Source organism: Methylobacterium jeotgali (assembly GCF_022179345.1).
GTDB lineage: Bacteria > Pseudomonadota > Alphaproteobacteria > Rhizobiales > Beijerinckiaceae > Methylobacterium > Methylobacterium jeotgali.
This window is the reverse complement of record NZ_BPQR01000031.1, coordinates 1-19995: the sequence shown is the minus strand read 5'-3', so window position 1 is coordinate 19995 and position 19995 is coordinate 1. Positions and strand designations below refer to the sequence as shown.

The 19995-nt window shown below is 69.5% G+C and carries 16 protein-coding genes and 2 tRNA genes; 13 read left to right on the top strand and 5 right to left on the bottom strand.

The window, feature by feature from the left end; genetic code table 11:
• Positions 1 to 4: 4 nt before the first annotated feature.
• Positions 5 to 1174: an HPP family protein gene (locus MFF04_RS09470; RefSeq protein WP_238275328.1), complete on the bottom strand. Its 1170-nt coding sequence runs from the start codon at positions 1172 to 1174 to the stop codon at positions 5 to 7.
• Positions 1175 to 1429: 255 nt separating this feature from the next.
• On the opposite strand from MFF04_RS09470, the gene MFF04_RS09465 reads away from it, so the two are divergent.
• The 4 genes from MFF04_RS09465 to MFF04_RS09450 all read left to right on the top strand — a co-directional run bounded on the left by MFF04_RS09465 (position 1430) and on the right by MFF04_RS09450 (position 7174).
• A complete protein-coding gene (locus MFF04_RS09465; protein ID WP_238275327.1) occupies positions 1430 to 1876 on the top strand; it encodes a 4-aminobutyrate aminotransferase in 447 nt (148 codons plus the stop codon).
• 154 nt (positions 1877 to 2030) lie between these two features.
• Positions 2031 to 3983 (top strand): PrkA family serine protein kinase, encoded by a 1953-nt coding sequence (locus tag MFF04_RS09460; RefSeq protein WP_238275326.1) that lies wholly within the window; start codon positions 2031 to 2033, stop codon positions 3981 to 3983.
• Between the two features lie 130 nt (positions 3984 to 4113).
• Positions 4114 to 5412: a YeaH/YhbH family protein gene (locus MFF04_RS09455; protein WP_238275325.1), complete on the top strand. Its 1299-nt coding sequence runs from the start codon at positions 4114 to 4116 to the stop codon at positions 5410 to 5412.
• A gap of 202 nt (positions 5413 to 5614) precedes the next feature.
• Positions 5615 to 7174 carry a SpoVR family protein gene (locus MFF04_RS09450; RefSeq protein ID WP_238275324.1) on the top strand — a complete coding sequence of 520 codons (1560 nt, stop codon included), beginning with the start codon at positions 5615 to 5617 and terminating at the stop codon, positions 7172 to 7174.
• A gap of 1 nt (position 7175) precedes the next feature.
• Here the strand turns inward: MFF04_RS09450 and MFF04_RS09445 are convergent, their stop codons facing one another.
• Positions 7176 to 7622 (bottom strand): DMT family transporter, encoded by a 447-nt coding sequence (locus MFF04_RS09445; protein ID WP_238275323.1) that lies wholly within the window; start codon positions 7620 to 7622, stop codon positions 7176 to 7178.
• 259 nt (positions 7623 to 7881) lie between these two features.
• On the opposite strand from MFF04_RS09445, the gene MFF04_RS09440 reads away from it, so the two are divergent.
• Positions 7882 to 9054, top strand: coding sequence for a zinc-dependent alcohol dehydrogenase (locus MFF04_RS09440; protein ID WP_238275321.1), 1173 nt, complete (start codon positions 7882 to 7884; stop codon positions 9052 to 9054).
• A 200-nt stretch (positions 9055 to 9254) separates the two neighbouring features.
• On the opposite strand, the gene MFF04_RS09435 is transcribed toward MFF04_RS09440, so the two are convergent.
• Positions 9255 to 9332 (bottom strand) — tRNA-Pro (locus MFF04_RS09435).
• A 153-nt stretch (positions 9333 to 9485) separates the two neighbouring features.
• On the opposite strand from MFF04_RS09435, the gene MFF04_RS09430 reads away from it, so the two are divergent.
• The 6 genes from MFF04_RS09430 to MFF04_RS09405 all read left to right on the top strand — a co-directional run bounded on the left by MFF04_RS09430 (position 9486) and on the right by MFF04_RS09405 (position 17908).
• Complete coding sequence (locus MFF04_RS09430; RefSeq protein WP_238275319.1) at positions 9486 to 10769, top strand: glycosyltransferase family 4 protein; 1284 nt, start codon at positions 9486 to 9488, stop codon at positions 10767 to 10769.
• A gap of 150 nt (positions 10770 to 10919) precedes the next feature.
• A complete protein-coding gene (locus tag MFF04_RS09425; protein ID WP_238275317.1) occupies positions 10920 to 11243 on the top strand; it encodes a rhodanese-like domain-containing protein in 324 nt (107 codons plus the stop codon).
• Positions 11244 to 11362: 119 nt separating this feature from the next.
• Positions 11363 to 12499, top strand: coding sequence for an efflux RND transporter periplasmic adaptor subunit (locus tag MFF04_RS09420; RefSeq protein WP_238275315.1), 1137 nt, complete (start codon positions 11363 to 11365; stop codon positions 12497 to 12499).
• A gap of 160 nt (positions 12500 to 12659) precedes the next feature.
• Positions 12660 to 15866 carry an efflux RND transporter permease subunit gene (locus MFF04_RS09415; protein WP_238275314.1) on the top strand — a complete coding sequence of 1069 codons (3207 nt, stop codon included), beginning with the start codon at positions 12660 to 12662 and terminating at the stop codon, positions 15864 to 15866.
• Between the two features lie 83 nt (positions 15867 to 15949).
• A complete protein-coding gene (locus MFF04_RS09410) occupies positions 15950 to 16960 on the top strand; it encodes an SDR family oxidoreductase (RefSeq protein ID WP_238275312.1) in 1011 nt (336 codons plus the stop codon).
• An 81-nt stretch (positions 16961 to 17041) separates the two neighbouring features.
• Positions 17042 to 17908 (top strand): MBL fold metallo-hydrolase, encoded by an 867-nt coding sequence (locus tag MFF04_RS09405; protein WP_238275310.1) that lies wholly within the window; start codon positions 17042 to 17044, stop codon positions 17906 to 17908.
• A gap of 4 nt (positions 17909 to 17912) precedes the next feature.
• Here MFF04_RS09405 and MFF04_RS09400 read toward each other — a convergent pair whose 3' ends face one another.
• Entirely contained in the window at positions 17913 to 18620 is a 708-nt protein-coding gene (locus MFF04_RS09400) for a glutathione binding-like protein (protein ID WP_238275308.1), read from the bottom strand.
• Positions 18621 to 18754: 134 nt separating this feature from the next.
• On the opposite strand from MFF04_RS09400, the gene MFF04_RS09395 reads away from it, so the two are divergent.
• Positions 18755 to 18831, top strand: a tRNA-Pro gene (locus tag MFF04_RS09395).
• Positions 18832 to 18880: 49 nt separating this feature from the next.
• The gene (locus MFF04_RS09390; protein ID WP_238275306.1) at positions 18881 to 19192 is read left to right on the top strand and encodes an ETC complex I subunit; all 312 of its coding nucleotides are present in this window, start codon (positions 18881 to 18883) and stop codon (positions 19190 to 19192) included.
• Positions 19193 to 19194: 2 nt separating this feature from the next.
• Here the strand turns inward: MFF04_RS09390 and MFF04_RS09385 are convergent, their stop codons facing one another.
• Positions 19195 to 19956, bottom strand: coding sequence for a hypothetical protein (locus MFF04_RS09385; protein WP_238275304.1), 762 nt, complete (start codon positions 19954 to 19956; stop codon positions 19195 to 19197).
• Between the last annotated feature and the right edge of the window lie 39 nt (positions 19957 to 19995).

The following is a 19995-nucleotide window of genomic DNA, read 5'->3' as shown; positions in this document are numbered from 1 at the left end:
AGCCTCAGGCGGGGACCGGCTCCGCCTTGGCCCCGCGCTCGGCGGCGTCGGCGAGCAGCGCGACGACGAGATCGCTCTGCGAGATGATGCCGACGAGCCGGTCGTCCTCGCCGACGACGGGCATGTGGTGGAGCCCGGATTCGGAGAGCCTGGCGACGACCTCGGCGATGCGGGTCTCCGGCCGTGCTGTGACGACGGGCGCGGTCATGATGTCCTCGACCCGGCCCGCCGGAGCGCGTCCCCGCCGGGCGGCGAGGCTGAGGCGCCGGGCCCAGCCGAGGCGCGGCCCGGCGCTGTCCCAGACTGCGTTGTCGAGAAGGTCCGTCTGCGTGACGATGCCGAGGACGCGGGCGCTCTCGTCCGTCACCGGCAGCACCTTGATGTGATGTCCCCGCAGGAGGTCGAGGGCCTCCGAGAGCGGCGCGTCCGGCGCGATCCCAACGACCTGCCGGGACATGATGTCGGCGCAGACCGTCTCGCCCGCCCGCCGGGCGTAGCCGTGCATCTGGACCCGCCGCAGGATCGTCTCCAGGTCGCTCCGATCGACCTCGAGGAGCTGGTCGTAGCCCTTGAGCGCTTCGTCCAGATCGGCGGAGGTGAAGCCGACGCGGTTCGCGGCGGGCGGCTCCCCGGGCGCCCCGGCCGGCCGGCTCGGCACGTGCGGGTAGGAGCGGCCGACCAGGTTGTTGAAGACGAGCGCCACGGTGAGGATCGCGAGCGTGTTCGCGCCGACCGGCCAGAGCACGAAGCCGAAGCCGAGATCGTGGATCCCCGGGCCCCCAAGCACGGCGGTGAGCGCCACGGCGCCGCTCGGGGGATGCACGCAGCGCAGCGACATCATCAGCGCGATCGCCACGCAGATCGCGACGGAGGCGGCGACGAACGGATTCGGGATCAGCATCGCCGCCGCGACCCCGACGAGCGCCGAGACGCCGTTGCCGCCGACGATCGACCAGGGCTGCGCCAGGGGACTCGCCGGCACCGCGAAGAGCAGCACGGCGGAGGCGCCCATCGGCGCGATCAGCGCTGGCAGGGCCGCGTCCGGGCCGATGGCCGCCCGGCAGATCAGGCCCGTGCAGAGGATTCCGAGGAGGGCGCCCGCCGCCGAGCGCGCACGCTCGCGCAGGCTGACCGACGGCGTGTTGGGAATGAAATGGCGCAGGGCCAGGGACATTCCGGCGTCCTCCCCTTCTTCTCGGCGCGGTTCGTCTCGCCGGGCTTCCGCTTGCAGCCCTGGTACACCAGCGCCCCGGCTCCCGCCTACGAGCGTCGCGCAGGGAGCGGCTGCGGCGCGGGAATGCCGGTCTCGGATGCGGCGCGCGACACGAGGCCCTCGTTCTCGACGGTCGCGCTCCCCACATCCGGCCGGCGCATCGCATCGGAGCGGCCGTGCTCCGTCTTCCGCGAGCGCAGGAGGAGACTTCAGACCATGCAGACGTTCCGCCCGCTCGCCGCCCTGGCCCTCGGCTTGACGATGGCCTCGGCAGGGACGGCCGCCCTGGCCGAGACGACGGTGACGCGCTCCGAGACCGCCGCGAGCGGAAAGTCGGTCCGGCTGGTCCTGGCGCCGAATCTTAAGAAGGACTGCGCCGTCGGCCCGATGCCGGAGTTCCGCATCGTCACGGCGCCCAAGAACGGCTCGATCGTCACCAAGACCGGCAAGACCAAGACGCCGGCGAGCTACCGCTGCCCGAACAAGGAGGCCGCCGTTCAGGCCCTGTTCTACCAGAGCAAGGCTGGATTCACCGGCTCCGACGAGGTCACCGTCGAGGTGAAAAACGCGGACGGCGCGGTGCAGACCCAGAACATCCGTCTCACCGTCGAGGCGGGCTCGGGCAAGAAGGACGACGCGAAGAAGGATTCGACGGACCTGTGAGCCTCCGGCGGGCCGTCGTTGCACAATCCGCACAGTGTTGCGGGAAGCACACGGCGGCCCCCGGTCTCTGCCGCACTGCGACAAAAGCGGGCCTGTGAGTTGCATCCGATCCGAGACAGGATGAAGCTGTCTGATGTCCTGAGAGGTTTATCGCATGGCTCTGCAAGCGACGAACGACCTTTTTCAGAGCTTCGCCCGCGGGTACGAAGCGCGCCGGGACACGGAGATGAGCCTCTCCGAATATCTGGAGGCCTGCCGCGACGAGCCGCTGATGTATGCGAGCGCGGCCGAGCGGATCCTCGACGCCATCGGCAAGCCTGAGTTCGTCGATACCGCCAAGGACGCGCGTCTCGGGCGGATCTTCATGAACCGCACCATCCGCGTCTATCCGGCCTTCACCGAGTTCTACGGCATGGAGGAGACGATCGAGCGGATCGTCTCGTTCTTCCGGCACGCGGCGCAGGGGCTCGAGGAGCGCAAGCAGATCCTCTACCTGCTCGGCCCCGTCGGCGGCGGCAAGTCGTCGCTGGCCGAGCGCCTCAAGCTCCTCATGGAGGTGCATCCGATCTACGCGCTGAAGGCCGGCGACGAGGTCTCCCCGGTCTTCGAGAGCCCGCTGGGCCTGTTCGATCCCGAGACGATGGGCCCGGAGATCGAGCGCCGCTACGGCATCCCGCGCCGGCGCCTCACCGGGCTGATGAGCCCCTGGGCCTTGAAGCGCCTCGACGAGTTCGAGGGCGACATCTCCCGCTTCAAGGTCATCAAGGTGCGGCCTTCGCGGCTGCGCCAGATCGCCATCGCCAAGACCGAGCCCGGCGACGAGAACAACCAGGACATCTCCTCCCTCGTCGGCAAGGTCGACATCCGGCGCCTGGAGACGCTCTCGCAGGCGGACCCGGATGCGTACTCCTACTCCGGTGGCCTCAACCGGGCGAACCAGGGCGTTCTCGAGTTCGTCGAGATGTTCAAGGCGCCGATCAAGATGCTGCATCCGCTGCTCACGGCGACGCAGGAGGGCAACTACGTCGGCACCGAGAACATCGGCGCGATCCCCTTCACCGGCGTGATCCTCGCGCACTCGAACGAGGCGGAGTGGCAGAGCTTCAAGACCAACAAGAACAACGAAGCCTTCATCGACCGCATCTACGTCATCAAGGTGCCGTACTGCCTGCGCGTCCACGAGGAGCAGCGCATCTACGAGAAGCTGATCTCGGGCTCCGAACTGTCGGACGCCGCCTGCGCGCCGGGCACGCTTGAGATGCTCGCCCGCTTCTCGGTGCTGTCGCGCCTGCGCGAGCACGCCAACTCCAACCCCTTCTCCAAGATGCGGGTCTACGACGGCGAGTCCTTGCGCGAGGTCGATCCGCGCGCCCGCTCCATGCAGGAGTACAAGGACACGGCCGGGGTCGACGAGGGCATGGACGGGGTCTCGACCCGCTTCGCCTTCAAGGTGCTGGCCGCGACCTTCAACCACGACACCAACGAGGTCTCCGCCGACCCGGTGCACCTCATGTACGTGCTGGAGCAGGCGCTGCGCCGGGAGCAGCTGCCGCCGGAAACCGAGAAGCGCTACCTGGAGTTCATCAAGGGCGAGCTGGCGCCGCGCTACGCGGAGTTCATCGGCCACGAGATCCAGAAGGCCTACCTCGAATCCTACCACGACTACGGGCAGAACCTGTTCGACCGCTACATCGACTACGCGGATGCTTGGATCGAGGATCAGGACTTCAAGGACGCCGAGACCGGGCAGCTCCTCAACCGCGAGCTCCTGAACCAGGAGCTGACCAAGATTGAGAAGCCGGCGGGCATCGCCAACCCCAAGGACTTCCGCAACGAGGTCGTGAAGTTCTCGCTCCGCTCGCGGGCGCAGAACGGCGGCCGCAACCCGAACTGGACGAGCTACGAGAAGCTGCGCGAGGTCATCGAGCGGCGGATGTTCTCCCAGGTCGAGGAGCTGCTGCCGGTCATCTCCTTCGGCTCGAAGAAGGACGGCGACACCGAGAAGAAGCACGGCGAGTTCGTCGAGCGCATGGTGGCGCGGGGCTATACCGAACGGCAGGTCCGGCGCCTCGTCGAGTGGTACATGCGCGTGAAGCAGGCGGGCTGACGACAAGCCCGCCCGCCGATCACCCGGGTATCGAGGCGCGTCCCTGCCGCCGCCACTTTCGGGGACGAGCCTCGACGCTCCACCTTCCCGCTCCGGCCAAGAGGCCCAAGGCGAGGGACGTAGACACCGGATGCACATCGTCGACCGTCGGCTCAATCCAGGCGGCAAGAGCCTCGCCAACCGGCAGCGTTTTCTCCGTCGCATCAAGGACGTGGCGCAGCGCGCCGTGCGCGAGTCCGCCCGCGAGAAGGACATCAAGGATCTCGGCAAGGACGGGCGCGTCTCGGTGCCGGCCGACGGCGTGCGCGAGCCCCGCTTCGCCCGCCAGCCCGGAACGGGTCGTCAGGACTACATCCTGCCCGGCAACAAGACCTACGTGGAGGGCGACCTCATCGAGCGCCCACCGGGCCAGGGCGGCGGCGGGGGCGGCGCGGGGGAGGGCGGCGACGGCGGCGAGAACTCCGAGGACGCCTTCCGCTTCGTCCTGACCCGCGACGAGTTCCTGGAGCTGTTCCTCGAAGACCTCGAACTTCCGGATCTCGCCAAGCGGCGCCTGTCCGTGGTCGAGACGGAGGGGTTGCGCCGTGCCGGCTACACGGTCTCGGGCTCGCCGGCGAACCTCGCCCTGTCGCGGACGTTGCGCAACTCGATGTCGCGGCGCATCGCGCTCAAGCGCCCGAAGCCGGAGGAGATCGCGGAGCTCGAAGCCCGCATCGCGGAGGCCGGGGAGGGCGCCTCGGCCGACCTGCGCGAGCGCCTGGAGGCCCTGCGCGAGCGCGCGAAGCGCATCCCCTACGTCGACCCGATCGACCTGCGCTTCCGGCGCTTCGAGCCCTATCCGCGCCCCATCGCCCAGGCGGTGATGTTCTGCCTGATGGACGTGTCCGGCTCCATGACCGAGCACATGAAGGACCTCGCCAAGCGCTTCTACATCCTGTTGCACATCTTCCTGACGCGGCGCTATCGCCACGTCGAGATCGTCTTCATCCGCCACACCGACCGGGCGACGGAGGTCGACGAGGAGACGTTCTTCGGCTCGCGCGAGACCGGCGGCACACTCGTCTCCTCCGCGCTGGTCGAGATGAAGCGCATCGTCGCCGAGCGCTACGACCCGAACGACTGGAACATCTACGCCGCCCAGGCCTCCGACGGCGACAACGTGTCGAGCGACGGGCCGACCGCGACGGAGCTGCTGCGCTCCCACATCCTGCCCGCCTGCCAGCACTTCGCCTATCTGGAAGTGGGCGACGAGAACGGGCCGCGGGCCGGCTTCGTCGAGCACCGCACGACCCTGTGGCGCACCTACGAGGCCATCGCCAAGGCCGGCGGCCCCGTCGCCATGCGCAAGGTCAACCACCGGCGCGACATCTACCCGGTGTTCCGGGAGCTGTTCGGCCGGAAGGACGCGCGAGCGGAGGCCGAGGCATGAGCGTTTCTCGTGCCATTACACGCGCGTTTCCCGCCCCCCTTTGCGGGGAAGGGGGGCTCTCGCGTCAGCGAGGGTCGGGAGAGGGGAGCGCCCTCTCCGGAGACGGCGCTCCCCTCTCCCGATCCGCTTCGCGGGCCACCCTCTCCCGCATGGGGGAGAGGGAGAGCTGTACGTCGGCCGAAGCGCTCAACCGGGAGACGGCATGACACGCCCCGCACCGCAGAAGGCCGTTGCCGGAGAACCCCTCTTCACCGGCAACGACTGGGACTTCGACACCATCCGGCGCATCCACGACGCCTGCGAGGCCGTGGCGGGGCCGGAGCTCGGCCTGTCCTGGTACCCGAACCAGATCGAGATCATCACCGCCGAGCAGATGCTCGACGCCTACGCGTCGATCGGCATGCCGCTGTTCTACAAGCACTGGTCCTTCGGCAAGCACTTCGCGCAGCACGAGGCCGGCTATCGCCGCGGCCTGATGGGCCTCGCCTACGAGATCGTCATCAACTCGGACCCGTGCATCTCCTACGTGATGGAGGAGAACACGGCGACGATGCAGACGCTCGTCATCGCGCATGCCGCCTTCGGCCACAACCACTTCTTCAAGAACAACTATCTCTTCAAGCAGTGGACCGACGCCGAGGGCATCCTCGACTATCTCGACTTCGCCAAGAGCTACATCACTCGCTGCGAGGAGCGCTACGGCCATCAGGCCGTCGAGCAGGTGCTCGACGCCGCCCATGCGCTGATGAGCCAGGGCGTCCACCGCTATCCGCGCAAGAAGCGGCCCGACCTCGCCTCCGAGCAGCGCCGGGAGCGCGAGCGCGTCGAGCACGGCGAGCAGATCTACAACGATCTCTGGCGGACCCTGCCGCAGAAGGCGGGCGCGGCCGGCACCGACCACGCGGCCGAGCGCCGCCGGGCGCTCCTCGAGCTGCCGCAGGAGAACATCCTCTACTTCCTGGAGAAGGTGGCGCCGCGCCTCCAGCGCTGGCAGCGGGAGATCTTGAGGATCGTGCGCCTCGTGGCGCAGTACTTCTACCCGCAGCGCCAGACCAAGGTCATGAACGAGGGCTGCGCGACCTACGTCCACTACCGCATCATGAACGCTCTCTCGCGGGACGGCCGCATCGGCGAGGCGGCCTATCTCGAGTTCCTGCAGTCGCACACCAACGTCGTGCGCCAGCCGAACTTCGACGAGCGCGGCTACGGCGGCCACAACCCCTACGCCATCGGCTTCGCCATGATGCAGGACATCGCCCGCATCGCCGAGAATCCCACCGCCGAGGACCGGCAGTGGTTTCCCGACATCGCCGGGGTCGGCGACGGGATGGAGGTGCTGCGCGACGTCTGGTCGAACTACCGGGACGAGAGCTTCATCGCCCAGTTCCTGTCGCCGAAGCTGATGCGCGACATGCGCCTGTTCCACGTCATCGACGATCCCGACGAGCCGGAGATGCGGGTCGAGGCGATCCATGACGAGCGCGGCTACCGGAAGATGCGCCGCTCCTTCGCCAAGGCCTACGACGTGGCTTGGCTCGACCCCGACATCGAGGTGGTCGACGTCGATCTTGACGGCGACCGCCGGCTGATCCTCCACCACCGGGCGCTCAACCGCATCACCCTCCAGGCCGAGGACGCCCGGCGCGTCCTCCAGCATCTCGCCGACCTCTGGGGCTACGACGTGGTCATGAAGGAGATCGACCCGGCGACCGGCGACATCCTCGCCGAGCACGCCATGAGCGCCCGGCCGATCTTCTTCTGACTCAGCGGCGGATCAGCACGACGCCCGCCACGAGGAAGGCCATGCCGAGGAGCCTCGGCAGGTCGACGCCGTGCCGGGGCAGCCCGAGCACGCCGTAATGGTCGAGGGCGAGCGAGGCCATCATCTGCCCCGTCACCAGCAGCGCGATGAAGGTCGCGGCGCCGAGCTGCGGCACGAGGAAGATCGCCAGCCCGATGAAGAGCGCGCCGAGCGCGCCGCCGCTCCAGGCCCACCAGGGCACCCGCGCCGCCACGGCGGCGGAGGGAAGCGGGTCCCGCAGCGCCACGGCGAGCCCGAGCATGCAGACGAGCCCGATCGCGTAGCTCGCGAAGCCCGACCACGCTGCCGAGCCGATCAGGCCCCGCAGGTTGGCGTTCATCACCTGCTGCGTGACGACGCTCGCGCCGGCGACGAGCGCCAGCAGGATCGGAAGAACGAGAGCGAGCATGGGCGGGTCCCTGGACCGTTCCGGCGCACGTGCCGGTCGCGCAAGCATGGCATGCGCGATGAGCGGCGGGACATCCCGTTCTCGTGGGCCGCGCTCGCGAGAGGAAGCGTGAGGCCGCAACCGGTGTTTGCATGCCGGATCGGGGAACATGCCGAGTCGTCGTGGACTTGCCTGGACAGGCGCGCTGCTCGAGCAGGCGCCCTCCCGACGCAACGATCATTCGAGGCGGTCCCTCCGGGCCGTCCGCAGGAGTTCGCACATGAAGGCGCTCTGCTGGCACGGCAAGAATGACATCCGCTGCGATACGGTGCCCGATCCGACGATCGAGGACGCGCGCGACGTGATCATCAAGGTGACGAGCTGCGCGATCTGCGGCTCGGACCTGCACCTCATGGACGGGCTGATGCCGACCATGGAGAGCGGCGACGTGCTCGGGCACGAGTTCATGGGCGAGGTGGTCGAGGTCGGATCCGGGCACGCGAAGTTCCGGAAGGGGGACCGTATCGTCGTCCCCTTCAACATCAACTGCGGCGCGTGCCGGCAGTGCAGGCTCGGCAACTTCTCCGTCTGCGAGCGCTCCAACCGCAACGCCGCCATGGCGGCCGCGCAGTTCGGCTACACGACGGCCGGCCTTTTCGGCTACTCGCACCTGACCGGGGGCTACGCGGGGGGCCAAGCCGAGTACGTGCGCGTCCCGATGGCGGACGTGGCGCCGATGAAGGTCCCCGAGGGCATGGACGACGAATCCGTCCTGTTCCTGACGGACATCCTGCCGACCGGCTGGCAGGGCGCCGAGCATTGCGAGATCAAGGGCGGCGAGACCATCGCGATATGGGGCGCCGGCCCGGTCGGCTACTTCGCGATCCAGTCCGCCAAGATCATGGGCGCCGAGCGGATCATCGTCATCGAGACGGTTCCCGAGCGGATCGCCCTCGCGATCAAGGCGGGCGCGACTGACATCATCGACTTCGAATCGGAGGACGTGTTCGAGCGCATCAAGGCGATCACCGGCGGTCGCGGCGCCGACGCCGTCATCGACTGCGTCGGGATGGAGGCGAGCGGCGGCCACGGCCTCGCGGGCGTCGTCACGGCGATCCAGGAGAAGCTGACCTCCACGGAGCGCCCCATCGCGCTGGCCGAGGCGATCAAGGCCGTGCGGCCCTGCGGGATCGTCTCGGTGCCCGGCGTCTACGGTGGTCCGATCCCGGTCAACATGGGCTCGATCGTGCAGAAGGGCCTGACCCTGAAGAGCGGCCAGACCCATGTGAAGCGCTACCTGGAGCCGCTGACGAAGCTCATCCAGGAAGGCCGGATCGACACGACCTCGCTCATCACCCACCGCTCGGCCGACCTCGCCGACGGTCCGGCCCTCTACGACGCCTTCAAGAAGAAGGAGGACGGTTGCGTGAAGGTGGTGTTTCACCCGGGCTGATCGGGCGGACCGGCCTCACCGATCGGGGGTCCGTCTCCGAGACCGTCGATGGACTGCGGCGAGCTGCGATCCATCGGCATGCAAGCTCGTCCTCGCCCCGCGAGTTTGCGAAGGCGGATCATGCACAAAGCCTTCGCCGGCCTGTGCGAGGGCATCACTAAGAGGGGCTGGCGAGGAAAAACATCGACCCGGCGATGTTATGGTCGGAGCGAGAGGATTCGAACCTCCGACCCCTAGTCCCCCAGACTAGTGCGCTAACCGGGCTGCGCTACGCTCCGACGCCCCAAAGGGCCCGCGGGTGATAGCGTTCGGTCCTCGAGGGCGCAACCCCGATTTCGCGGCCCCCTCGGATGGCGGGGAGGACAGCGCGGGGTTACGGCTCCGGAAGCCGCCGCCCCAGATCCGCCTGCCTTGTCCTGCTTCCGGAGCCCATGCGCACCCGTCCCGTCGCGATCGATCTCACCCGTCTCGTCACGCGGCTCGGTCACGCGAGCCCGAGCGGCATCGACCGCGTGGACCTCGCCTATGCGCGGCACGTTCTCGGGGGCGCGTCCGAGAGCTTCGGCCTCGTGTCCACGGCGCTGGGCCCGCGCGTGCTCGACCGTGCCGAGGCACTGCGGATCGTCGATGCCGTCGCGGCCGGCTGGGTCGAGGATGTCGCCGCCGCGGACGATCCGGTCTACCGGCGGCTCGCGGCGCGGCTCGGAGACTCCGATGCCGGTCCGGTTGGCACCGGCCCTTCGAGGGCGCGCGGCACGGCGCTGCGCCGCCGCCGGGCGCAAGCCGAGAGTACCCTGCGCATGCTGCGCGGACAGGGCGTCGAGGCCCTGCCGGAGGGAGCGGTCTACCTCCACACCTCGCATCTTCGCCTCGACCTGCCGCAGCGGTTCGACTGGCTCTACACCCGGCGCGACGTGCGGCCGGTGTTCTTCGTCCACGACATCATCCCCATCACCCACCCCGAATACGGACGGCCGGGTGAGGACGCGCGGCACGCGGAGCGGATGCGCACCATCGGCCGGCACGCCGCGGCCGTCATCGCCAACTCGGCCGATGTCGGCGAGCGCACCGCGCGCCGCATCGCGCAGGACGGCTTTCCCGCGCGGCCGGTCACCGTCGCCCATCTCGGCGTCGAGGCCTGCTTTCGCCCCGACGGCCCGCGCATCGTTCCGGACCGGCCGACCTTCGTCGCCTGCGGCACCATCGAGCCGCGCAAGAACCACCTGCTCCTGCTCCATCTCTGGCGCGCGCTCGCCGAGCGCCTCGGCGCGGCGACGCCGCGGCTCGTCCTGGTCGGGCGCCGGGGCTGGGAGGCGGAGAACATCGTCGACATGCTCGAGCGCTGCCCCGCGATCCGGGAGCACGTCGTCGAGGTCTCCGGCCTGTCCACGCACGGGCTAGCGGCGCTGATGCGCGGCGCCACGGCCCTGCTGATGCCCTCCTTCATCGAGGGCTACGGCCTGCCGGTGGTCGAGGCCGCCGCCTGCGGCCTGCCCGTGGTGGCCTCCGACATCGCCGTCCACCGCGAGATCGGCGAGCGCTTCGCCGAGTTCCTCGATCCGCTCGACGGGCCCGGCTGGGCCCGCGCCGTCGAGGCCCTGTCGGAACCCGGATCGCCCTTCAGGACGGCGTGCGCCGCCCGGCTCGACGGCTACGCGCCCCCGACCTGGGAGCGGCATTTCGAGCGGGCCGATGCCGCCGTCGCCGCGCTCTGAGGGGATGGTGCGCCCGGTGCGGTTGCAGCCGGCCGGGATTCGCGAATAAGACAGCGCCTCCCGGCGCCGGCTCGATCGCTGCGAGCCCGCCTCCTCCGAACCCGGCCCTCGCGGCGCCCCGGCGCCCGGCGACGGCCGAGGGAGAGTTCTATGAAGGTGGTCGATCTCGACCGCGACACGGTCAAGCAGGGCCTCGCGGACGGCTCGCTCCTCGTCATCGACGTGCGCGAGCCCCACGAGTACGAGGCCGGCCATATCCCCGGCGCCGTGACCCATCCCCTGTCCGAGTTCGATCCGCAGGCTATCGCCGCCCTGATCCGGGACGATTCCCGCCGGCCGATCTTCTCCTGCGGGTCGGGCGTCCGCTCCGTCCATGCCCTGCGGGCCTCACAGGAGGCGGGGTTGCCGATCGAGGCCCACTACAAGGGTGGCTTCAAGGATTGGTACGCGGCCGGCGAACCCATCGAGAACTGACGCGGCCTTTGGGGGCTCAGGCCGCGATCGACCGGTGCGCCGCAGCACGAGCGTGTGCGCTGGCGCACGACGCGAACGGCGCCGACCTTCTACGGCGCAAGTGTCAGGACCCTCGGACCATGCATGCATTCCGGCTCTTCGCGCCGCTCCTCGCGCTCTCGCTGGCGGCCGTCTCATCCCCCGCGGCCGCACAGGCCCCCGGCGGGCCTCCACCGAAAGTCACCGTCTCGAAGCCCGTCGTGAAGGAGATCGTCGAGCGCGATTTCTACACTGGCCGCTTCGATGCCGTTGAGTTCGTCGAGGTCCGCGCCCGCGTGACCGGCTACCTCGAGAAGATCGCCTTCCAGGACGGCGCCACGGTGAAGAAGGGCGACGTGCTCTTCGTCATCGACCGCCGGCCCTACAAGGCGACGCTCGAGCAGGCCCAGGCCGCGCTCGTCTCGGCCAAGGCGAGGCTCTCCTTCACCCAGACCGATCTCGAGCGCGCGCAGGTGCTCTCGAAGGGTGGCAACATCTCCGAGCAGGTCACCGACCAGCGGCGCCAGGCCTCGCAGACCGCACAGGCCGACGTCGACAGCGCCGAGGCGGCCCTGCGGCAGGCCCAGCTCAACTACGACTTCACCGAGGTGAAGGCGCCGATCAACGGCCGCATCAGCCGCCGCCTCGTGACCGAGGGCAACATCGTCATCACCGACCAGACGATGCTGACGACGATCGTCTCCCTCGATCCGATCTATTTCAGCTTCACGGTCGATGAGCGCTCCTTCCTCAAGTACCAGTCGACGCTCGGAATCGGCATGGGCGTGACCCAGAAGGACAAGGGCGTGCCGATCCTGGTGGCGCTGACCGGCGAGGCGAAGCCTACCCGCAAGGGCATCGTCGACTTCGTCGACAACCGCGTCGACAACGCCACCGGCACCGTGCTCCTGCGCGCCACCGTCGAGAATACGGACAACTTCATCAAGCCGGGCCTGTTCGGAATCGTCTCGCTGCCGGCGACGCGGCCGTTCCAGGGCATCCTGCTGCCCGACGACGCCGTCTCGGCAAACCAGGACAAGCGCATCGTCTACGTCGTCGCGGAGGACGGCACCGTCAGCGCCCGCGACGTGAAGCTCGGGCCGCTCGTCGACGGCTACCGCGTGATCCGCGAGGGGCTGAAGGGCGACGAGAGCGTCGTCATCAACGGGCTGATGCGCGTGCGCCCCGGCGTGAAGGTCACGCCGGAGACCAAGCAGCTTCCGCCCAACCGGGCCTGACGACGGCCCGGCGGCAGGGGGCGGGACTCTCGGACGAGCCCGGTCCGGTCGGATCGGGCAGGCTTCGGAACAAGACGGGGTTTCGCGCCCTCTCGCGCGGCACCGGGAAATGATGGGCCGTCAGGCGCCCCGCGGCGCGGACGGCCGAGAGGTGTGACCGATGCGCTTTGCCCATTTCTTCGTGGATCGGCCGATCTTCGCCTCGGTCACGTCGATCGTCTTCCTGCTGCTCGGCTTCGTCGCCTACGAGAACCTGCCGGTCTCGCAGTATCCCGAGATCGTGCCGCCGACCGTCGTGGTGCGCGCCTCCTATCCGGGAGCCAACGCGGAGACGGTGGCCGCCACGATCGCGACGCCGATCGAGCAGGAGGTCAACGGCGTCGACAACATGCTCTATATGACGTCGCTGTCGACCAACGACGGCAACATGCAGCTGACCGTCACCTTCAAGGTCGGCACCAACCTCGATATCGCCAACGTCCTCGTGCAGAACCGGCTCTCGGTGGCCCAGCCCCGTCTGCCGCCGGACGTGCGTAACCTCGGCGTCACGGTGCGCAAGGCCTCGCCCGACCTGATGCTGGTCGTGCACCTGCTCTCGCCGAACAACACCTACGACCAGAACTACCTCTCGAACTACATCTACCTGAACATCCGCGACGAGCTGCTGCGCCTCGACGGCGTCGGCGACATCACCGTGTTCGGCGGCTCGGAATACGCCGAGCGCATCTGGCTCGATCCGAACAAGCTCGCCGCCTACGGGCTCTCGACCACGGACGTGATCTCCTCGCTGCAGGAGCAGAACGTGCAGGTCGCGGCCGGTGCGCTCGGCGCCCCGCCGGCGCCGATGTCGAACGCGTTCCAGCTCATCGTGCAGTCCCAGGGGCGCTTCCAGACACCCGAGGAGTTCGCCGAGGTCATCGTCAAGGCGTCCGACGGGCGCCTCGTGCGCGTGAAGGACATCGCCCGCATCGAGATGGGCCAGAAGGACTACGTCACGAAGTCCTTCCTCAACGACAAGGCGGCGATCGGCGTCGGCGTCTTCCAGCGTCCGGGCACCAACGCGCTCCAGGCGGCGGCGGACGTGCGGGCGCGCATGGACGAGATCAAGAAGACCTTCCCGCCCGACGTCGAGTACCGAATCGCTTACAACCCGACCGAGTTCATCGAGGAGTCGATCCACGAGGTCTACAAGACGCTGTTCGAGGCGGTCGGGCTCGTGGTGATCGTGGTTCTGGTCTTCCTCCAGAGCTGGCGCACGGCGCTGATACCGGTTCTCGCCATCCCCGTGTCGCTCGTGGGCACCTTCGCAGCGATGGCGGCTTTCGGCTTCTCGCTCAACAACCTCACCCTGTTCGGGCTCGTGCTCGCCATCGGCATCGTCGTCGACGACGCCATCGTCGTGGTGGAGAACGTCGAGCGCAACATGGCCGACGGGCTCTCGGCCGGAGAGGCGGCTCATAAGACCATGGACGAGGTCGGCGGCGCGGTGGTCGCGATCGCGCTGGTGCTCTCGGCGGTGTTCATTCCAACCGCCTTCATCCCCGGCATCTCGGGCCAGTTCTACAAGCAGTTCGCGCTCACGATCGCCGCCTCGACGCTGATCTCGGCCTTCAACTCGCTGACGCTCTCGCCGGCGCTGTGCAAGCTGCTGCTGAAGCCCCACCACGAGCACAAGAAGCCCACGTTCTTCCTCGCCCGCTTCGCCGCCTGGGCCGCCGACCGCTTCAATCGCGGCTTCGACGCGCTCTCGCGGGGCTACGGGCGCGTGATCTCCTGGCTCACCGGCCACGTGGTGGCGCTTCTCGCCATGCTTCTCGTCTATGCCGGCCTGATCGCCGGAACGGTATGGCTGGCCCACGTCACGCCTGCCGGCTTCATCCCGGAGCAGGACCAGGGCTACCTGATCGGCGTCGTGCAGCTTCCCTCCGGCGCCTCGCTGGAGCGGACGACCGAGGTCATCACCCGCGCCGCCGCCGAGGCCCGCAAGGTCGACGGCGTCACCAACACGGTCATCATCTCGGGCTTCGACGGCGCCACCTTCACCAACACCACGAACAGCGCCGTGATGTTCCTGACGATGAAGAACGCGAAGGAGAGGGCCGCTGCCGGCCGCACCGCCGCCGTCATCACCGGCGACGTGATCAAGGCGACGTCCGGCATCGAGGAGGCGCGGGTCATCGTGATCGCGCCGCCGCCCGTGCGCGGCCTCGGCACCGGCGGCGGCTTCAAGATGCAGATCGAGAGCCGGCAGTCCTCGGCGATCGGACCGCTGCTCGCCTCGGTCAACGAGATCCTCGGCCAGGCGAATCAGAGCAAGGACGTGCAGCGGGTCTTCACGACCTTCGGCAACGACACGCCGCAGCTCTACCTCGACATCGACCGCACGGTGGCGCGGATGCTCAAGGTGCCGCTCGCCAACGTCTTCTCGACGGTGCAGGCCAACCTCGGTGGCGCCTACGTGAACGACTTCAACACGCTCGGCCGCATCTATCAGGTCCGCGTGCAGGCGGACGCGCCCTTCCGCCTCTCGAAGACCGACATCGAGCAGCTCAAGGTCCGCTCCTCCACCGGCGCCCTGGTGCCGATGGGGACGCTGGCCTCGATCCGCGAGATCACCGGTCCGCAGATCGTGCAGCGCTTCAACCTGTTCTACTCGGTGCCGATCCAGGGCGCGGCCAAGCCCGGCATCTCGACGGGTCAGGCGCTGGACGCCATGGAGCAGATCGCCTCCAAGAACCTGCCGGAGGGCTTCGCCTACGACTGGACGGAGATCGCCTTCCAGCAGAAGGCGGCCGGCGGCACGGCGATCTACGTGTTCGCGCTCGGCGTGCTGCTCGTGTTCCTGGTGCTCGCGGCGCAGTACGAATCCTGGGCGCTGCCGCTGGCCATCATCCTCGTGGTGCCCACAGGCGTGCTCTCGGCGCTGTTCGGGGTGCAGCTGAGGGGGCAGGACAACAATATCCTCACGCAGATCGGCCTCATCGTGCTGATCGGCCTGGCGGCGAAGAACGCGATCCTGATCGTGGAGTTCGCCCACCAGATCGAGGAATCCGAGCGCAAGGGGCCGGTCGCCGCCGCGGTCGAGGCCTGCCGCCTGCGGCTGCGGCCGATCCTGATGACGGCCTTCGCCTTCATCCTCGGCGTGCTGCCGCTCGTCATCGCCACCGGCCCCGGCGCCGAGATGCGTCAGGCCCTCGGCACGGCGGTGTTCTTCGGGATGATCGGCGCGACCCTGTTCGGCCTGTTCCTGACCCCGGTCTTCTACGTGGCGATCCGGCGCGTGCTGATCTGGATCGAGCGCAAGCGCGGCAAGCGCCCGGCGGACGGCCACGGGAACGACCCGCACGCGGCACCTGCCCACGGCTGAGGCGGCGCGACGCAAGGGCGCGGCGCCTGATGTGAAACCTTCGCGGTCGGCATCGCTTGTCGACCGATCGCGGAGGACGTGAGATGGCCGGCGTCGCAGTCGTCACGGGGGGCAGCGCCGGCATCGGTCTGGCGACGGCGCGGCGTCTTGCGGAGCGGGGCTGGTCGGTCGCCCTGATCGCCCGCGAGCCCGCCCGGCTCGAAGAGGCGGCGGCCTCCATCACTGCCCGCGGCGCGCGCGTGCTCGCGATCCCGGCGGACGCCTCGGACGCGGCTGCCATCGATGCCGCCGCGGAGCGCATCGAGGCGACGCTCGGCCCGATCCGGGCCTGGATCAACAACGCCATGTCGACGATCGTCGGCCCGGCCGACAAGATCGGGCCCGACGAGTACCGGCGCGTCACCGAGACCACCTATCTCAGCGCCGTCCACGGCACGCTGGCGGCGCTCCGCCACATGAAGCCGCGCGGGCGGGGCGCCATCGTGCAGGTCTCCTCCGGCCTCGCGATCCGCGCCGCGCCCCTCCAGGCGCCCTACTGCGCGGCGAAGGCGGCGGTCGGCGGCTTCACGGACGCGCTGCGCGCCGAGCTGATCCACGAGCGCGTCGGCGTCAGCCTCAGCGTCGTCTACCTGCCGGCGGTGAACACGCCGCAGTTCGACTGGTCGCGCACCCGCACCGGCCGCAATCAGGTCGCGCCGGACCCGGTGTTCAGCCCTGCACTCTGCGCGGAGGCGATCGTCGGCGCCGTGGAGAGCCCCCAGCGGGAGATCTGGGTCGGCCGCTCGACGCTGATGATGGCCGCGGCGCAGGCCATCGCGCCGGGCTTCGCCGACCGCAAGGCCGCCGAGGCCTGGGACAGCCAGCTCTCCGACGGCGCCATGCCCGACCGGAAAGGCAACCTCTTCGAGCCGGTGCCGGGCCCGGCCGCCACCGAAGGCCGCTTCGGCGACCGGGAGAAGCCGACGCGCACCGAGTTCTGGACGAGCCGCGAGCGGGACCTGCTGATGCTCGGCGTCGCGGGCAGCGTCTTCCTCGGGAGCGCCGCCGTCGCCGGCCTCCTCAGCGCGCCCCGGCGCCTGCTTCGCGGCCGCTGAGCCCCTGTCGCGCCGCTTCTCCGCCGGACGGCGGCCTTGTATGGAGGGGCCCGGCCGGTCCGGCCGTCAGGGGAAACGCCCGTGCCCGGTTACCTGCCCTTCGCGGGCGCCCTCAAGCTGCCCGCCTATGTCTGCGACAATTGCGGGTTCTGGCAGCGGCATTTCGAGGCGCCGCCCTCCTGTCCGCTCTGCCTCGACGCCCGCCACGTCGTCCCGCAGGACGGCTGGCGCTTCTGGACCGAGCGGGAGGCTCAGGAGCGCTTCCCCTGCCACTGGGAGGAGCTGGAGCCCGGCGTCTGGCGCTTCTGGAACGAGCCTGTCTCCGGCATCGGCCCGAGCGCCTACCTGATCCGGACCGAGGCCGGGAACATGGGCTTCGAGGCCTGCCCGGTCTTCAGCGAGGCGGCCCTCGACCAGATCGCGCGGCTCGGCGGGATGCAGGTGCTCTCGGCCTCGCATCCGCACTCCTACGCGGCGCTGGCGCAGCTGCAGGACCGCTTCGACCCGGAGCTCTGCCTGCCGGCCGCTGACTTCACCTGGAGCGCGGCGCTTCAGGTCTCCTGGCCCTACGACGACTTTCTCGAGCCGCTGCCCGGCCTGGAGCTGCACCGCACGGCCGGCCATTTCGACGGGCACGCCGTGCTCTACGACCGGCGGCGGCGCATCCTGCTCTGCGGCGATGCCCTGAAGTTCGAGCTCGACCCGCAGGACCGGCGCCGCGCCACCACGATCTCCGCGCACAAGGCCTTCGTGCGCGGCGTGCCGCTGACGACCGCCGAACTGCGCCGCTACCGCGACGTGTTCGAGCGCCTCGACTTCGTCCAGACCTGGACGCCCTTCGAGCCCGCCGCGAATTGCGGGCGCGCCGAGGTGCTGGTGCTCATCGATGGGATGCTCGCCAGCCGCCCGCACGCGGCGCCGGTGCCTCTCGACAGCCTGCGCCGCTGAGAGCCTACCGCGCGGTGCTCTGAGCGGTCTGGCCGAACAGCACCTTCTTGGCGTCCTCGCTCATCGACTTGCCGTGGTCCGGGTTCACCTCCGCCGCGCGGGCGTAGGCGGCCTTGGTCGCCGGGCGCTCGGCGATGGCCTCGAACCAGCGCTTCAGGTGCGGGAAGTCGTCGAGCCTCTGGCCCTGCTTCTCCCACGGCACGATCCACGGATAGGACGCCATGTCGGCGATGCCGTACGCGGCGCCCGCCACGAAGGCGCGGTCGGCCAGACGACGGTCGAGCACGCCGTAGAGCCGGCTGGTCTCGTCGACGTAGCGCTTGATGGCGTAGGGGATCTTCTCGGGCGCGTATTGCGAGAAGTGGTGGTTCTGCCCGAGCATCGGCCCGAGCCCGCCCATCTGCCAGAACAGCCATTGCAGGGTCTCGGCCCGGCCCCTCGGATCCTGCGGGATGAAGCGGCCGGTCTTCTCGGCGAGGTAGAGCAGGATGGCCCCCGACTCGAAGAGCGTGATCGGCCCGCCGCCGCCGACGGGATCGTGGTCGACGATCGCCGGCATGCGGTTGTTCGGGGCGATCTTGAGGAAGCCGGGCTCGAACTGCTCGCCCTTGCCGATGTTCACGGGCCGGATCGTGTAGGGCAGGCCCGCCTCCTCCAGGAACAGCGTCACCTTGTGGCCGTTCGGCGTCGGCCAGTAGTGGAGATCGATCATCGTGCGGGTCCCGTCGCGCGCGTAGCGCCCCATCGCCGCCGGAGGTGGGTTGTGCGGGGCGCCGTTCAAGGTGGCTGGGCCGTGTCGCGACGGCTCTTGCCGGCCCCTGGGCGAGTCCATAGAACCCAATCAGTCGGGGTGTAGCGCAGTCTGGTAGCGCACCTGGTTTGGGACCAGGGGGTCGTAGGTTCGAATCCTATCGCCCCGACCATCAGCTTGCGGATCGGCAAGGCGAAGCGAAGGACCTGGCGAGAGAGACGATGTCGAGCGCGCGCATCTACCAGCCCTCCAAGGACCCCTCCCAGTCCGGCATGGCGCGGACCAAGGCCTGGCTCCTCGAGTTCGACCAGTCGAGCCCGCGGCAGACCGACCCGCTGATGGGCTGGACCGGCTCGTCGGACATGCTCCAGCAGGTTCATCTCGAGTTCGACACCCGCGAGGAGGCCGTGGCCTACGCGACCCGCCAGGGCATCGCCTACCGGGTCGAGGAGCCCCAGCGGCCGATGCTGCGCAAGGGCCTGTCCTACTCCGACAACTTCAAGTTCAACCGCACCGCCCCCTGGACGCACTGACCCTACTCGATCGCGCAGAGGGTCTCGCAGCGCTCGTCGGCCAGCGCCGCGATGAAGCGGTTCGCCCCGGCGCGCGCCTCGGGCGTGAGGCTCGGCAGCGCCGTGCGCATCGCGGCACTGGCCGCCTCGCGGTCGGGTCTCGTCATCAGCGCGGCGAGCCCGTCGCCGTCGCGCGCCAGGGCATCGGCCAGGATCACGCGGTTCGGGTCCCGTAGGGCTGGGCTGCGCAGGGTGAGGGCCGCCCCCGAGATCATCTCGAGAAGCCCGAGCCGGGCCTGACGCAGGCCGTCGCGCCGGGTGGCGGTGAGGTCGGCCGGCTTCAGCTTGCGCACGAAGTCCGACATGGCCGGCGAGAGCGCTCCGATCACCCGCAGCATGGCGGCCTGCGCGCGCACGATCTCGTCCTGATAGACGGCGGTGTTGCGGGCCGTGTCCGGCACGGCGCCCGGCGGGGCGGCGAGGGCGTAGCTCTTGAACAGGCGCCCCTGCTTGCCGAACATGTCGAGGAGCGGCCCGACATCGGCGGCGCCGTAGGGCGGCCGCCCGAGATAGGCGTCGACGTCCCAGACCGCCTTCAGCGCCTCCGCCTCCCAGGGCTTGCCGAGCCGCGCCGGGCTTCCCTTCGCGCGCACCAGCGCGTCGAGACCCGCGAAGGCCCTGTCGAAGGCGGGCGGTCCGGAGGCCGGGACCTCCGCAGCCACGGGTCCGCAGCCGACGAGGAGGACGAGGATCGCGAGGCGGAGCGGCAGGTTCGGTCTCATCACGCGGCCTTTTCGCAACCGGGCGCTCCGGCGGCAAGCCGG

Bases quoted from the DNA above. Each gene is read 5' to 3' on its own strand.
- MFF04_RS09430 (WP_238275319.1), top strand. From the start codon at position 9,486: ATGCGCACCCGTCCCGTCGCGATCGATCTCACCCGTCTCGTCACGCGG.
- MFF04_RS09415 (WP_238275314.1), top strand. From the start codon at position 12,660: ATGCGCTTTGCCCATTTCTTCGTGGATCGGCCGATCTTCGCCTCGGTC.
- MFF04_RS09465 (WP_238275327.1), top strand. From the start codon at position 1,430: ATGCAGACGTTCCGCCCGCTCGCCGCCCTGGCCCTCGGCTTGACGATG.
- MFF04_RS09445 (WP_238275323.1), bottom strand. From the start codon at position 7,622: ATGCTCGCTCTCGTTCTTCCGATCCTGCTGGCGCTCGTCGCCGGCGCG.
- MFF04_RS09420 (WP_238275315.1), top strand. From the start codon at position 11,363: ATGCATGCATTCCGGCTCTTCGCGCCGCTCCTCGCGCTCTCGCTGGCG.
- MFF04_RS09390 (WP_238275306.1), top strand. From the start codon at position 18,881: ATGTCGAGCGCGCGCATCTACCAGCCCTCCAAGGACCCCTCCCAGTCC.
- MFF04_RS09460 (WP_238275326.1), top strand. From the start codon at position 2,031: ATGGCTCTGCAAGCGACGAACGACCTTTTTCAGAGCTTCGCCCGCGGG.
- MFF04_RS09410 (WP_238275312.1), top strand. From the start codon at position 15,950: ATGGCCGGCGTCGCAGTCGTCACGGGGGGCAGCGCCGGCATCGGTCTG.
- MFF04_RS09440 (WP_238275321.1), top strand. From the start codon at position 7,882: ATGAAGGCGCTCTGCTGGCACGGCAAGAATGACATCCGCTGCGATACG.
- MFF04_RS09425 (WP_238275317.1), top strand. From the start codon at position 10,920: ATGAAGGTGGTCGATCTCGACCGCGACACGGTCAAGCAGGGCCTCGCG.
- MFF04_RS09470 (WP_238275328.1), bottom strand. From the start codon at position 1,174: ATGTCCCTGGCCCTGCGCCATTTCATTCCCAACACGCCGTCGGTCAGC.
- MFF04_RS09455 (WP_238275325.1), top strand. From the start codon at position 4,114: ATGCACATCGTCGACCGTCGGCTCAATCCAGGCGGCAAGAGCCTCGCC.
- MFF04_RS09400 (WP_238275308.1), bottom strand. From the start codon at position 18,620: ATGATCGATCTCCACTACTGGCCGACGCCGAACGGCCACAAGGTGACG.
- MFF04_RS09450 (WP_238275324.1), top strand. From the start codon at position 5,615: ATGACACGCCCCGCACCGCAGAAGGCCGTTGCCGGAGAACCCCTCTTC.